This is a genomic window from Paenibacillus sp. 1A_MP2 (assembly GCF_052244825.1).
In the GTDB taxonomy this organism is placed as follows: domain Bacteria; phylum Bacillota; class Bacilli; order Paenibacillales; family Paenibacillaceae; genus Paenibacillus; species Paenibacillus vandeheii.
The window spans coordinates 4,567,220-4,583,011 of sequence record NZ_JBQQCS010000001.1; the positions used below are offsets into that span (position 1 = coordinate 4,567,220).

Genomic DNA, 15,792 nt, shown 5'->3' on the forward strand with positions numbered 1-15,792 from the left:
GGATCAATTGAAATGAGACCTCATGGATATTCTTTTATTTCGTTGCATTTAATTGTAATATCTGATCATTCACAAATCCTTGTAAGAAAAAAAGCTCATCGTCATTTGCTTTTCGTTCATTGGCTGCCTCAAATCGCTCAATCGCTTCCTCTAAGGATGTTGATTTCACAGCATTATTGGCTAAGATGAGCTCTTTATAATATTTATCCATCTCCTCCAAGTCACAGATCGATTCATGACCAAGAAGAAAATGTGTAGCATCATATTTCTGAATATCTTCTATCATAGGCAATAAATGAGACTGTTTAAAATGATATAAATCTTTTGTCGTTGTGCAATACACACTATCCCCTAGAAATATCACCTTTTCATCCGGAATGTACACAACTGTTGAATCATCCGTATGCGTACTTTGAATGGTCTCAAGCACACAAACTTTATTGCCCAAGTCCAGATGGAGAGACTTTTCAAAAATGATATCCGGGGGACACAACTGAAATGTCTCTCTCTCCTGTATTTCATTTTGTATCGTCTCCATACAATGTGAAGTCATCTTCTTGGAATCCACATACTCCTGAAGAGAGCGGTCATCATAAGAATAGTTCCGCCACTCATTCATCTTTTGGCTAGTTAGACTATTCATAATAATCGTAGCTCCGTATTCATTCATGCCTAAAAAATGATCCCAATGGGCATGCGTGATGACCACATATTTAACGGGTGGAACGTTTAACTTCTCTATTTCATGTAAGAAATCCCTGGCATGTTGAACCGAATTCCCACCATCAACAACAAGGCTGTATTTATCACCGCACACTAACCCTAATGTCGGTCTTTCTTTATCATTTTGGTTAGATAGATAGTAGATCGTTTCACTTAATTGATTTAGCATGTTATTTCTCCTCTATAGTAAATTCTTAATTCATAAGAGAGAAAATCTGCATGCTTATTTGAATCAACATTTAGATTTTCTCATTTTATTGGTTTACCAATGGAATCACCTCCTTTGTTTCTTATGCTGGTCTCCGAATTATCTTGTTTTTACTTTCGTTATTTATGTACACTTTCGAGCACCCATATGTTAGTTTAACGAATCCGCAAGGGAATTCCTATTACAAAAAGGAGAACACAGGCATATTCATGCCCATATTCTCCATACAAGCCCTCCTCGTATTAGTCAGGAGGCTGAAGTATGCAAACCCTCTATCAGAATGAACAACGTAAGTGCCTGTCCATAACCCATCGGACTAAGCGGAATATCCTTATAAAACTGGGCATCCTGCCCCACAGGTGTTCCATAGGATACTTGTTGTACAACTCCTTTATCATCAATTTGTTTCAACACCGCTTCAAGCGCTCTCAAGCCAGTCTGGCGATAGGATTCATCCAGGTATCCATACCGGATTCCCTTGAGAATACCGTATCCAATCGCTGCCGTTGCGGAGGTTTCTTTGTACGAGTCCGGATCATCCAGTACGGTGTGCCACATGCCATCCTCATCCTGAAGCTTGCTCAGCGCTCTGACTTGAGCGGTCGCCGTATCCAGCAGATAGGACTTTAGCCCATCTTCGATTGGAATAATATTCAGAAAATCCATGACCCCCGCTGTATACCATGCATTGCCTCTTCCCCAATGAACAGCACCATAGTTATGATTTTCGTTGAAGTCCCAGCCATGATAGAACAACCCGGTTCTCTTATTATATAGATATTTGATATGCACAAGGAACTGTCGCTTGGCTTCTTCTACCAAGTCGGGTTTCTTGAAGTATACCCCTGCCTTGGCCAAAAATAGTACCGTCATAAAAAGGGTATCAATCAGTATTTGTCCATCATTGGCATCTCCCGTTATCATATGCTGAAACGCACCATCTCCGGTTCGCAGCAGTCCATTCATGATCCAACTGCTCCACTCTTCACAGACATGTTCGTACTCCTGGTTTCCGGTCAGCTCGCATAGTGAAATCAAAGTAAGTAGCGGAGCACATGTATTCACATTTTTTTCCGGTAACCCTTCCATCAGCCTTGCATTGTACCATAATTCAAGAAATTCCAGCACTTCGGCATCCTTCGTTGCGTCATAGAGCTGAAGCAGACCATAAAGGCCGACACCTTGCGGCCATTCCCATAGGTGAATGTCGATCAGTCCGATTGGAAATTGTTCATTGATGCTTGTGTTTTTCATAGACTCCATCGCACGGGATACCTTGCTTATTCTCTCCTGCAGCATCATTGGATTCGGCATGTTGGTTTTCACTCCCTTGGTTTCTTGCATACGATTCAGCGCTCCATGTCCAGTAACTGCAGCTGTCCCCTTACTCCATAACCGTCGTGTACTATTTCCTCTCCTTGAATATGAAAGGGCTTGTTCATACCCCAAAGAATTGGACCATAGACCGGATCTGTCAGGGTAAGAGTTAACGCTTGACTGTCGAATTGCGGGCTTGCAGAACGGATTTGGTTTATAAAAGCGTCAAATGAGCCGAATTGCTGTTCACTTCCTGCCCTTATAATCCAGGCGTTGCGCAATCCGGGGGAAATAAGCTCACGCTCTCTCGTCACCCCGGTGGTCTCCATTGATGCTCCATTGGCAGCATATATGGCTGCATACCCTTTATCCAGTCGGACAAAATACCAGTTCTCATGCCTTACCCATTCTGTGAAGGAATAAGAGGGAAAATAAGCATGTGTCCAGTCAGCCGTCTGATTCGCGGGAATATCAAACATCATCAAAGCAATCCCCTCATGCTGAACAACGTCCGGCAATATCCCGTTTCCAGCCCAATAGCAAGGCCGTCCATCCCCGTGCTTGTATATTTCTGCTGGATGATTCACCCAAATCTGCGCCTCAGGCGACAGAGACAGATGATTGACATGCTCCTGATAACCTGCCTTGCTAGGACGAAAGTGAATAATTGAAGATAGGGCGTATTCCTGTGTCCGACAATGATAGAGCTTGGCGTAACCTCCCTTGCCCTGCTGATTGGCAAACACCAATTGCTGATTTCCTCCAAGGTTCAGATGCTCCTGATACGCTGCAGGAGGAATGTAATCCGATAAACTCAAGGCAACATTGCTGATTGAATAATTGTTTACATGACCGACGCCATAACCAATCCAGCACATTGAAGTCGTTCCTGCAGCATAACTGCCCAACAGTTCCTTCTCATAGCTGCGGCCGAATGTTGTAGACATGACCCCTTGATGCATCTGAACAGTAATATAATAGAATAACAGGTCCATTGCCTTCTTCGCTTGCTGTCTGAGCTGTTCATTATGTGCAAATTCATAGATATGCAGCAGACCTACCGCATCAATAGGAATGTATGCACTTGAATTCCATTCGGCCAATCCTTCATCCAAAAAGCGCTCAAACCATAGTGCAAGCCTCTGCTCTGCTTTTTGACGATGAACCTCACCGGATTCACCACTGTTGCCAAACGTTTCATTCCCGAACAGTTGTCCGGCTAACAGCTCATTGGTATGGAACAACAAGGCGTGATTTTCGCTGAAGAACCACATCACATCATCGCCAGGCTCATCAATCCAATACCGATAGCCCAGAATGCTTGCTTTTACCCGATCCCAGAACGATTCACTGAACAAACCGCTATCTCGTTCATCCCTCCAAAGGCGAAATAGCCCCACCAAATAAAAGTCACTGCAATCCTTCCGTTGCTCAATCCCTTCCACGCCATCAAGCAATAACTTCTCCGCTTCTTGCAGATTGCCTTCTGTCTTCAGCATAGCGATGGCCTTATGAATGTTGGGACTGCCCTTCTCGGCAATACATCGCAGAGCCAGGGATTTGCGGGCTTCAATATCCGCCGCTTGCTGAGCAGCCTCATCATAGCTGGTATCGTAGGATTGACAGCCGAACTTCTTCGTCAGTACCACGTTTGAAACCGAAATAGCCAGTGTGAAATATACGTAATGATGGCCGATTTCATTGGTATGTGCCAGGACCAGATCCGTTTCTCTCTCAGCTATGTGTATCGTTTTGTTTTCTGTCCCGTCAAAGAAATTGCCATATTGAATATCAGCCTCTCTAACGATGTCCGGCAATGGAAGCGGCAGCTTGAGCTTAATCTGCTCACCTCTAAAGATATCTGAAGGAAAATAAGCCTGTTCCAGGGCTCGCTCTGCGGATTGGACAGGCCCCACCAAGTGAGCAACAAGTGGCAGTGAAATATCCAATTCTTCGTTTCCCAGGTATTCTACTGCAAAAGCATACATGGTATCACGCTCAGCCAGGTCCTCCCAGCAGGCATAGATCTCATTGATTCCAGCTACTAGCTCAGCATTAATAATGATTTCCTGCTCCTTATTACGAATGAGCGGCGCAAAGTCCGTCACCAATTCCCCATTTATCCACAATGTTAGACTGCCATAGGTTTTTATCCGGAAAGAGGCCGTATGGGTAGTCGAAGAGACTAGACGTGTCGCCGCGTAACTGCGCAGATGTGTCGGTACGAACCAAAATCCTGATTTCTCCACCCGCGGATTATCCCAAGGAGAATACAACTCCCATGGCATCCCGTTCTCTTCTCCATTGAGAGGGTCTCCCGGGCTTGGAAACTCACTCCAGTGATCAAAAAATCGGGGCACAGGCTGCGTTCTCCTATTTTCTACAAATTCCTGTCTACAAGGGTTTTCATGAATGGAGAAACCATCGATAAGCCAATCATTAATATCTCCCTCCATCGTTGTTGGAACAAATGCAACAGGCTTCGTGTATATGCCGCTAATTATCCAATGATTAATGACCTGGTTGTGGCCTAATTTCATAGGCTTGTAATTCAAGGTGTGCATCTTGCCACTGATGGTATCTGACATCCAAACTCATCCTTTCATCCCTGAAGTAATCATACCGCTGACAAAATATCGCTGGAAAACCATAAAAACAATCAGCACCGGAAGCATCGTAATGACGGACATGGCCAGTAGGCTGCCCCAATCTACGTTGTATTCACCAATAAAATTAGAGAGTGCAAGCTGGATCGTATATTTGGATGGATCACTAATAGCGATTAACGGCCATACAAAATCATCCCATCTCCACATGAAGGAGAAGATCGCGAGTACTGCCAGAATCGGCTTCGCTATGGGAAGAATGATGCTCCAGTAAATTTTCCATTCTCCCGCTCCATCCATCCGGGCAGCTTCCAGCAGCTCATCCGGTACCGTCAGCAAATACTGCCGCATAAGGAACACACCTGTCGGGGTTGCTGCAGGCGGGATAATAATCGCGAGCAAGCTATTATATAACCCAAGTGCGCTCAGTACTTTGAATATGGGGATCATAATGACCTCAATTGGAATCATAAGCGTTGAGATAAAAGCAATTAATATGATCGAGCTTCCGCGGAAGCGGTACTTCGCCAATGCAAAGCCTGCCATGGAATTGATCAGTAACAGCAGCAGCGTGGAGCTCAGAGTTACAATCGTACTATTCATAAAATACAAGCCGAAATTACCTTTTCTAAATGCCTCCTTGAAATGCTCGAAGGTGACTGGCTGCGGCCACAACTTGGGAGGAAAGCTGTACAGATCGCTATTCGTTTTCAGGGCAGAAATCACGACCCACAGAACAGGCAGGAGCCACAACAATGCGGCCACACTTAACATACTGTAGATGACGATTTTGACCAGAGGCTTCATCACCATCAGACAGCCCCTCCTTTCGATAAACGGAATTGCAGCGCCGAGAATCCTCCAATAAGGATAAACAGCATCACCGACATGGCACTGGCCAGGCCAAGCTCCTGCCTATTAAAGCCAATCTCATAAATATATTGAACAATATATGTGGTTTCCTTGCCCGGCCCACCGCCTGTAAGCGCAAACATAAGTGGGAAGGCTTTGAACGCGTCAATCAGAGACAGCATAACAACAAGTAAGCTTGTAGGTTTCAAAAGCGGGAGCGTAATATAGCGAAACACCTTTATTCCCGTTGCACCGTCCAAGCGTGCAGCCTCATAGTAGTCTGTAGGTATGGCCTGCAAGCCGGCAATAAAAATGACCATGAAAAAGCCCGCACGTGACCATACCGTCGCGATGATCACAGCCGTATTGGCCCAAAAGGAAGAGGTCAGAAAGCCGACTTGCTCCACACCAGTCATCGTTAACAGATGATTCAAAATGCCAAATGAATCTCCAAAAATCCACTTCCAGGTCAATCCTACGATAATGTAAGAAATCATGGTCGGCCAGTAAAATATCGCCCTGAAGAAGCCACGCATTCGAATCTCGCGTGCAAGCAGCAAAGCAATGCCTAATGCTGCTGCATATATTAACGGAACAACAATTGCTGCATAAATCCCCGTTCGTCCGATGGTTGACCAAAATTCCTGATCCCCTATAATTTTGATATAATTGTCCAGCCCGTTGAACTTCATCGGGTTCAATCCATCATAGACATGGAAAGAATAGTACAGGCCCAATAAAGAGGGAAATACGATAAAAGTTCCAAAGATCAGGAGGTTGGGAAGTATAAACAGATAAGGAGCAATAACGAGCTTCCTGTTCTGCCTTGCCAGCGTTTTACTATTTAATCGTTGTCCTTCACTCATCTCCTTGCCCCTTCCTAATGCGTTAATCGAAAGGGAGGCCTAACAGGAAATCGGTAAGCCCCCGTGTGTGAATTAGCAATATGGCTTTACGTTTTATTGACTTTCAATCGCTTCATTAATCTGCTTGGCCGTCCGATCCAATGCTTCCTGCGGAGTAGCCTTATCTGACAGAACGTCCATAATATTATTTTTCAAATCCGTTGAAATTTTGGATATAAGCGTTTGCTTAGACCAGTCATTGGCTGCAAGTGGCGAACTGTTCTTCAGTTCATCCGAGAAAACTTCAAACATCTCCTTGCCAAATGCATAATTCAGTACGGAGCTATCCTTCCGTGGACTCATAAATAACGACTCCTGATTATATTTTGAATTCACTTCTTTGGACGTTAAATATTCAATGAACTCTGCCGCCTCCTGCTCATAACCGCTGCCTTTGAATGCCATAAGAAACTTTCCGCCTGGCACAGAAGAACGTTGTGTTCCTTTTGGCATATAGGTGACCCCCCATTCGAAATCGGTGATATCCTTGTAATTGCTGATCATCCAGTTACCGGCCCAGTGGGTAGCTACCGTTCCGGAACGGAACAGGTTGTTCGGGTTCTCCCCTCCGAGCCATACCGATTCAGGCATAATCCCTTCTTGATGAAGCTGCTTGAACATCTCCATCGTTCGGATGCCGGCTTCACTATTAATTGCTGCCGCAGTGCCATCCTCCGTTAAGATGCTTCCCCCGTTCTGATACAAAAGCGTGGACCATCTATGCGGAGTGACATCCCATACCATGCCATATCGTGCTCCGCCTTTGTCCATAACCTCTTTCAGCGCAGCGATATATTCCTCCCACGTCCATACCTGATCAGGAGAAGTAGGTACGTTGACGCCCGCTTTATCAAATAAGGTTTTGTTATAAATAAGCCCATTCGCTGTGACATCCATAGGCGCAGCTACCAGCTTGTCATTCATAACATAGTAAGGTTTGAGAGAGTCGATGAATTGATCCTCGAATTGATCAGCATTGTCCACGTAGGGTGTAAGATCAACAGCCTGATTAGCAAAAGACCCCGTATCCGTGACCCGACTCAGAGCAGGCGGCTTTCCGCCAGATAACATCGTTTTTAATTTGGTTTGGATATCCTTGAAGCCCACCTCAATCAGATTGATCTTAACCTTGCTATTGGTCTGCTCGTAATCTTTAATAATTTCCTTCATCACTTCTCCTTCCTTCCCGTCAGAAAACCACAAGAAATCAAGAGTCGTCGATTTCGAATCACTGTTGTTACCTGTATTTGAGCAAGCAGTCAGGATGATGAGCAACATGATCAACACTAAACTGGTGCCAAGCTTAAACGTTGTTCTTCTTGTCATATCAACATCTCCTTAAAAGGGATTAATGATTTTTGGCTTCATTAAGCAATTCATTTTTACGGAATAACTGTGGCGATACACCCACATATTGCTTAAAGGCCCTGCTAAAATATACAGGTGTATTAAAGCCCAATGTCTCTGATATGGACAAAATCGGTGTATCCGTAGACAGCAACAATTTTTTGGCCTCTGCCACCCTTTTCCGTATCACATAATTGCTTATTGTATATCCCGTTGTCTCTTTGAAAGAATGACAAATGTAGTATTTATTCAAATGAAGTGTTTTGGACAAGTCATCCAAAGAAACATTCTCCGTATAATTCTGGTTTAAATAATGAAGAACCCGGCTTACGCTTGTCTGCTTCTGGGAAGAACATAAACTAGGATTGACGGATCGCTCACTGCTCATTTTCCGGTAAATCCGCAGTAGTAATTGGGTAAGACTCAATTTAACCATCGTTTTATACCCTGTATTTCCGGCATCCATCTCCTCCTTGATCCCCTTAAATATACCTATGATGTATTCACGCTCCTCCAGGGACCAATGCACCAACAATCCATTGGCATGACGGAATATGGACATCAAATTATCCAATTGACTCATACCAAGCATGTCCAAAAGCATTAATTCCGTAAAATTGACGAAACTTCGCTTATACACTATTTCTCTTGAAGGATTAATCCGGTGGGGTACGCCCCCTCTGAATATAAACATATCACCGGGCAGCGGCTTATATATTCGATCACCGATTAAAAAAGTTGCATCTCCCTGAATAAAATAATGAATCTCATACCCGTTATGCGTATGGACAGGCCATTCATCCTGAAAATTATCTGCTTCTGATCGCACATAAACTTCATTTTCCTGCAAAGCAATATTCGTCGGGGTGTGTATGGTTAACATCAATAAAGATCTCCCTTCTCAGAATATAAAAAGCAATATAGTTTAATAATTTACAATGATAGCGCTTTACAATGAATTGTATCACAGTTATTTCGATATAATCCGAACAATATTGCTGTATTGTTGATCAGGATTGTTGAAAATGATTAGTGCGGATTTCATGCTGACTGGACGTTGGAAATAAAAAAACGCTGCAAAGCCCAATGGCTATACAGCGGTCAACTTGCAAACGGTTGGTTAAGATATATTTACTTTTTTAAAGTAACACCCAATATTATTCTTTCATTTCCTTGGTGACGGGAGCAAGCAGAGGCCAAATCGATAACTCCTAAGACCGAAATTTCAACAAACCTATTTATTAGGCGCTTGTTATAAGTTCGGCTTTTTTCTATAGCCTGTTAGCTGTTCAAAGGCAAATGCAATACGAATCAATATCGATTCACTAAAGGCTTTACCAGCAAACGTAATTCCAAATGGCCTTCCATTTTCCTTATATCCCGCAGGTACAGCGATTGATGGATATCCCGCTCTTGCACTAAGATCAGCGCCAACGTAAGAAGGGAAAACAATAGCGTCCAGTCCAAATGTATGTACAGCATAATCTATGCCATTATTTTGCGAATGATATAAATCCGTTATTAACTCCAAGATGTAATTCGAATTATTTAATGGATTATTCAACTGTTCTCTATCTTCGAGAAGGTTTTGCCCGTACTTTAAAAACCTTTCCGCATTTTGTTTGTTCCACTCGATTAATTGACTAAGGGAATGGACAGGTAGATGCGGTGGAAGATTTTGCAGATAATGATCAATGCTATGCTTAAATTCATTATTCAACTTGTTCCACTCCCACTTTCGGTCAAACGATGGGATGTCTATATCTTCAATAATGTTAGCCCCAGCTTCTTTAATCTGGGTTACAGCGTTTTCAAATAGAACTTCATCATATTCTTCGTTATCACGATATCGTGTAATGGGAGCTTTTCTGAAGATTCCTATGGTTGCATTTCTTAACCCTTTGAGGTCTAAACACGTTGTGTAGTCTATTGTTGATTGCGGAATTTTCCAAGTAGCCGGGTCTTCCTCGTCTTTTCCTGAAAGTATTCCTAGTAGGATTGCTGCATCTGTTACAGTCCTTGCCATTGGACCAGCAGTATCTTGCGAGTGTGAGAACGGTATTATTCCAGTACGACTTATTAGACCTACAGTTGGCTTTATACCAACAATAGAGTTCTGAACGGATGGACTTAATATGGAACCAGATGTTTCCGTTCCTATGGAAACCATCGTAAAATTAGCAGCTACCGCAGCAGCGGAACCCGTGCTTGAACCCCCTGGGAAAAAATCGCCATAAGGGTTTAAAACTTGTCCCCCTCTAGCGCTGTATCCAGCCCACATATCCGTAGACATGCCATTTGCCCATTCTGTCATATTTGTTTTTCCAAGTATGACTGCTCCAGCTTCTCTTAGCTTAGTGACTAAAAATGAATCCTTTGAACTAATATGAGCTTCCAAGGCCAGTGCTCCTGCGGTTGTATGCATTCCATCCTTGGTTTCTATGTTATCTTTCAACAAAACCGGAATACCATGTAAAATCCCTCTCGGCCCTACGGATTTCCTTTCAGCATCCAACGCCTCCGCAATAAAAATCGCATCCGGGTTGACTTCCAACACGGAATTGATCTTCGGCCCATTTTGGTCATATTGTGCAATACGATTCAAGTAATACATAACCAGATCTCTTGAGCAAAGCTCTCCCTTTTCCATGGCAGCTTGTAGTCCAAATATCGTATTTCCCTCAGTATTGACATGATCCAGTTCAAATGAATTTTCCATATTCTCACCTTTTCTTTGTGCCTTAAACTTATTACCTATGACAGTTTTTCTCGTTTTTTAGTGAGTGTCATGATACCATCTTCGAAGTTGATTAATGTGAGCTTGATGATAACGACTATGGTCAGCGATATGCCATATGCCCCAGCGTATGGTCGCTTGCTTCTCATTCTCATGTCCAAAAGTGACAATCCCCGATAGATCATCATCCGTTAATTGTACACACGCGTCCTTCAACATGGTTATGACACCTTCATATGTCGATATAAGTGTACTCAATGATATCCCTTGAACCATCGGAAGTCTGCCATTTTCATCAATCATGGGGCCATGTTGCTCTCTTAAGATCTGAGGAAGTGGTCTTCCCTTTATTCGATAAACCCAATTCAGATCGACGTACGTAATATGTTTTATTAATTGAGCGGTACTATTGAAGTTGTTATTAGGTCCTTTATAATCTATTTCTTCTTGCGACATACCATCCGTGACAAGTTGGAGTCGTTGGATGTTTTCTTTAACCGCTGCATATAACATCCCAACAACAGGGGACATACTAACTTCGCCTTTTAAATCATAAAGCACCCTAACTCCTCCTAGAAATATTCGTCATCGTTGATCTCTTAGAATTTCCTTGATTTCTCTTAATTCTTGCAATATTTCTTTGGTGTACTGGTTACTCTTCGAATTATCCATTCCGATTTTCACAACAAAAATACCAAGAAACAAAGACACTACCAACATTAAGATAGTCTCCAATAGTTACCATCCATCCTTTCCTACAGCAACAGGAACCGTGACTATTCATTTACAGGTAGATACATTGTTTGTATCTCTTGAACGCCCGGAACAAATCCAAGATTAAAATAGACTGATTCAGCATCGTTGCCTTCCATGACATATAACTGTAGAACTGGATACTTGTCTTTAAGTTCAGTCAGGGCTCTTTGCAGCATGCGTGTAGCAAGTCCTTTTCCTCTGTAAGCGGGGTTGACTCCTATGCTGTAAACTGCTGCTTGATTGTCCTGTAAACATAGGCGACAGTTGGCTACAAGCTGCCCAGTAACCTTATCATATACCAGGGTAGAGGCTTGAGTTAGGTTCTCACTAGTAAAATGGACTTCTTCGTTCGGAATAAAGTCTTCAAGAGATGTCTTCTTTCTGCGTAAGGCTTCAAAACCGCCTACAAAGCTTTCAAAGTCACACAGAGCGATTTCATCTTCATTACTGTATTGCTTAGTCCCCGTTTCATTTTCGATAATTTCGGGGCTCTTAATCATAAGATCAGGATCCCAATGCACATTGAAATGATCTGTAGGACGCTGCATCCAGCGGCATCTGAACTCATCTGGCCAGAATCCAGCCCTCGTAAATAAATGTACTTGATCGGGGAGAATTTCATATACCTTGATACGTTGAGTTGGATCAGACCATTTTATAAGTATTTTTTTAAGAAGCTTCAGTACCTGAAATGAATCATTGAATGGGGAAATAAAGAATAGATGATATAACGTATTGGGTGCCATTCTTACCCCACCGATTTTTGAATCTCCTTTATAAATCCAAAAAGAGTTATTCCGCGAAACATTGAAGCCTTCTCCTTTAAAAAATCCAGTATAGGCCATATTATAATAGACAGAACAATACACTCCCCATTCTTCGGGATCAGCCTTTTGAATAGAATATTCATTAGATAAATCATAAGAATAAAGTTCCTCAGACCAATTATTTAATTCCACGCGTCATTCCTCCTCATCGATGCTAATTACCTTCAAAAATTTTAAGGTGTGTTATCTAAATATCTCTAGTCCCCCTTAAATAACTTGTCCTTTACTATTTATTTGATCAATTCCATCTTCAAACTTATTTTTCAGCAGTTCATGAAATTTATTTTCTTTCTTCTTTAAATGCTCTTCAAAGAAAGCAGTAATATACTTATTAATAGTGGAATGCTTGTCTTCTATCCCATTTTCATTGTAATGTATTGGGATGTCGCTAAAAGTCATATGATGAGCACCGTTTAGTTTTATAAATGAACTATTCAGATCTCTTGAGTTAAATAGAGACTCATACCCACTCAGTAACAAAGGTAACAGCTCGGGTGAAATTTCATTTTCCAGTTCTTCAAACGAGCATTTTTCTTGTCGAGCTACCAATAACGGAACAGATATTCCTTCTTCTTTACTCGCCGTTATTAAATGGAAACTAGGGTCTAATAGAATACTAGCCTTAATTCTCTTGTCTCTTTTGAGCAATTCATAAGCAGCAGCCCCACCCAAAGAATGACCAATGATGCCCATTTCATTCACATCGACTATAGCCCTAAGATCCTTAACTGAATCCAAGACTTCATCTACATTTCTCAAAACCCAACGAATATCTTCAGTTCTAAGCTTCAACAGTCGTTTCCAAGAATGGATATCTAAACTGTCTATTTCGGATATCTCATTGGATTGCTGGACAAAGCGGCCGTCAGGAAAAATGGAGAATATAGATTCATGAGTCGCTCCTACAGTAATAACAGCAAATCCGGACTCCACTAAATGTTTTACACAAAAGGAATACATATCTCTAACTACACCAAAAGCCGGAGCTATAACAATAATTGGACAGTTTTTAGCAGTAATATCCACACTCACATCATTATGTATTTTTGTATCCAGCTTACAAATATAATCTCTATCAACACCCATACTACAGAGCATATCAACAGCTAGAGAAGTATTAGGTTCAAATAACGAACTATACTTCGACTCATTTTTCACTGAATCGGAAGGATAGTATATGCTAATGAGCACTTCTCTAGTTTCCTTACTTATGGGATCAATACGTGATTCATCCTTTAAAACAAAAACCTTTCTGCCAACCGTCATCGCATTCACCCTTTTTTATTTTTGTTACTACCAACACGGTTTGGTGGAAATATGTGCTTGTCTGAACATGCTCTGTTACTTCCAAAAATTTCAAAATACAGACAAGCTACTCTTTAATTAATTTTTTTCTCATATACAAAGCTATTTCTTCGTTTTCGCTCGGATTATTTGAATATAGTGATACATCAATTCCTTCTATTTGATAACCACATTGCATGTAAAAATGAATGGCTGGAACATTCGTATTCTGGGTTTCTAACGTAATAGCTCTGAAGCCTTGTTCTTGAGCAATCTCATTCACTTTATTGATCAGCAGCCTCCCATATCCTTTTCTTATGTATGTTTCATTAACCTGCAAATGCCATATCATCAGCGTATTATTCCAATGTTGTGGTTCTGAAATGGCGAGCGCTATGATTTTCCCCTCTATAAATATTCCATAAGAAAATCCCATTTTTATGATTTCTTCATACCATTCCAAATCTTCTGTACTGTTCAATTCTTCTTTTTCGTAGATGTCATCCAAATTTATTAACGTTAAATGCATACTAAAGGAGCCTTGCGTCTCTTCTTTGGTAAGCTCATATTTTTGAGTGGATTTATATCCAAAGCTTCCAAGTTGAAGCCAATCTTCATTGGATAGAGTCTCTATTTTTTTGATCTCCATTACATCACCCCAGAAATATATATTTCAGCGACCAGCACACAACTTGTTTTATACATATCTGTTATATCTCTTTTTTCGACTTTAATTTTCCATTTTCCTGCATTTCTACTTTATATCCCATCTATCTACTATAATTCATCGCCAGGAGCACCTTGAAATCCCGTCGGGTCGGACCCGACAGGATTTCATTTGAATACATATTCTATCTTAAATCAAAAATTCCAGATTAGTTTAACCACTCTGATTATTCAGTTAATCTCTAAATAGTCGATATATACATCCCATGTTCCGTCATCGGCGGTTACAACGAGTTGAATCTCCTGGTTTCCGGTCCCATGGCTGATATTGTTAAGGGTGTAAACCGCGGGACTGCTTCCTCCGAAGTAAAAGGTTCCCTTCGTTTGGCCGCCAATCTTCAAATCAACTCTGGCCATATTGGAATTATTCGAAGCACCACGGAGTGTGAAATTATGAGTGCCGCTGGCAAAATACTGTGTGTATTTGACCAAATCATTATTGGCATAAAGAACAACTCCGTTAAAAGGCGAGCTAATATTACCAGTATACTGGCCGCCTTTGGTCATATTCTCGGCTTCCACTTTCGTCCCGGTACTTGGAGGATTGGTTGTACCATCGTCAGGCGCAACAGCCCGACCAGTGCTCGAAGAGATCATACCGGAGCAAAGGCCACGGCTCTTCAGGTTTTGTGCTATCTGCGGAATCGCTTGCAATGTCGTTTGATACTGGTCATGCATCAGAATGACGTCACCGTTTTGCATTCTATTCACGGCAGCTACGATCTGGGCAGTGGAGGCGCCATTCCAGTCCTGAGAATCCACGTTCCACAACACTTCGGTTAGGCCATTTTGGCTGAGGACAGATTTTAGAGTAGCATTGGTCGCACCGTAAGGCGGACGGAACAACTTCGGTGAACTTCCGGTTATCGACTGGATGGTCTGCTGTGTCCGGGTGATTTCCGACGACATCTGGGAGCTGCTCAATGTCGTCATATCAGGATGCGTATAGGAGTGGTTGCCGATCCACATACCCGCTGCCACCTGTGCGCTGACCAGAGATTGATTATTTTGGGCGCTTTGCCCTACATTAAACATCGTAGCCCGCAGACCTGCCTGCTTTAACGCATTGAGCACGTTTGTTGTGTTGCCGCTGGGGCCATCATCAAACGTCAGGCCTACATAACCGTTTGGACAGTTGGCATCGGCGGCGCTGACGGTAGGCATCACCGGTATGGAGAACAACGTGCTAAAGAGTGCAACAGACATTGCTGCCTTTACCAGTTTGGCTTTGAACATTATAAATTCCTCCTTTAAACTTAATAACAATATCGTTGTTCGCTTCACTCCCAACCGTTTAACCTCTCTACTACACTCTAGGAAGTTGACCTCCTCTCTTTCATACGATTACCAACTCTGAAAAAAGCGCTTTCATAATTTGATATTGTATGCCTCGTTTCGTGTATGTAAGCAGTTTCTTCCAGATGGATACAGTATAAACGATATGTATATTTAAAGTAAATTCAATTTAAACCAAATTATTCTATTTTTTCATCTTGTCGCTATT

At 42.1% G+C, this 15,792-nt stretch carries 13 protein-coding genes; all 13 read right to left on the reverse strand.

Features of this window, described 5'->3' with window-relative positions:
• Positions 1-34 precede the first annotated feature (34 nt).
• On the reverse strand, positions 35-892 hold the full coding sequence (locus tag ACTWJ7_RS22220; RefSeq protein WP_301879072.1) for an MBL fold metallo-hydrolase: 858 nt from the start codon (positions 890-892) through the stop codon (positions 35-37).
• 285 nt (positions 893-1,177) lie between these two features.
• A complete protein-coding gene (gene bglB, locus ACTWJ7_RS22225; protein WP_301879073.1) occupies positions 1,178-2,275 on the reverse strand; it encodes a beta-galactosidase BglB in 1,098 nt (365 codons plus the stop codon).
• Positions 2,276-2,280: 5 nt separating this feature from the next.
• Positions 2,281-4,836, reverse strand: coding sequence for a hypothetical protein (locus ACTWJ7_RS22230; RefSeq protein ID WP_301879074.1), 2,556 nt, complete (start codon positions 4,834-4,836; stop codon positions 2,281-2,283).
• A 6-nt stretch (positions 4,837-4,842) separates the two neighbouring features.
• Entirely contained in the window at positions 4,843-5,667 is an 825-nt protein-coding gene (locus ACTWJ7_RS22235) for a carbohydrate ABC transporter permease (RefSeq protein ID WP_301879075.1), read from the reverse strand.
• The gene (locus tag ACTWJ7_RS22240) at positions 5,667-6,572 is read right to left on the reverse strand and encodes a carbohydrate ABC transporter permease (protein ID WP_301879076.1); all 906 of its coding nucleotides are present in this window, start codon (positions 6,570-6,572) and stop codon (positions 5,667-5,669) included. The genes ACTWJ7_RS22235 and ACTWJ7_RS22240 overlap by 1 nt, the downstream gene beginning before the upstream one ends.
• A 93-nt stretch (positions 6,573-6,665) precedes the next feature.
• Complete coding sequence (locus tag ACTWJ7_RS22245) at positions 6,666-7,937, reverse strand: ABC transporter substrate-binding protein (RefSeq protein WP_301879077.1); 1,272 nt, start codon at positions 7,935-7,937, stop codon at positions 6,666-6,668.
• Between the two features lie 22 nt (positions 7,938-7,959).
• A complete protein-coding gene (locus tag ACTWJ7_RS22250; RefSeq protein ID WP_079344125.1) occupies positions 7,960-8,841 on the reverse strand; it encodes an AraC family transcriptional regulator in 882 nt (293 codons plus the stop codon).
• Between the two features lie 369 nt (positions 8,842-9,210).
• On the reverse strand, positions 9,211-10,677 hold the full coding sequence (locus ACTWJ7_RS22255) for an amidase family protein (RefSeq protein WP_301879078.1): 1,467 nt from the start codon (positions 10,675-10,677) through the stop codon (positions 9,211-9,213).
• Positions 10,678-10,734: 57 nt separating this feature from the next.
• Complete coding sequence (locus tag ACTWJ7_RS22260) at positions 10,735-11,256, reverse strand: DinB family protein (RefSeq protein WP_301879079.1); 522 nt, start codon at positions 11,254-11,256, stop codon at positions 10,735-10,737.
• A 215-nt stretch (positions 11,257-11,471) separates the two neighbouring features.
• The gene (locus tag ACTWJ7_RS22265; RefSeq protein WP_301879080.1) at positions 11,472-12,410 is read right to left on the reverse strand and encodes a GNAT family N-acetyltransferase; all 939 of its coding nucleotides are present in this window, start codon (positions 12,408-12,410) and stop codon (positions 11,472-11,474) included.
• Between the two features lie 75 nt (positions 12,411-12,485).
• Positions 12,486-13,544, reverse strand: a complete 1,059-nt coding sequence (locus tag ACTWJ7_RS22270; protein ID WP_301879082.1) for an alpha/beta hydrolase family protein — start codon at positions 13,542-13,544, stop codon at positions 12,486-12,488.
• A 106-nt stretch (positions 13,545-13,650) separates the two neighbouring features.
• The gene (locus ACTWJ7_RS22275) at positions 13,651-14,211 is read right to left on the reverse strand and encodes a GNAT family N-acetyltransferase (RefSeq protein WP_301879083.1); all 561 of its coding nucleotides are present in this window, start codon (positions 14,209-14,211) and stop codon (positions 13,651-13,653) included.
• Between the two features lie 248 nt (positions 14,212-14,459).
• Positions 14,460-15,524, reverse strand: a complete 1,065-nt coding sequence (locus ACTWJ7_RS22280) for a polysaccharide deacetylase family protein (protein ID WP_301879084.1) — start codon at positions 15,522-15,524, stop codon at positions 14,460-14,462.
• Positions 15,525-15,792: the final 268 nt, after the last annotated feature.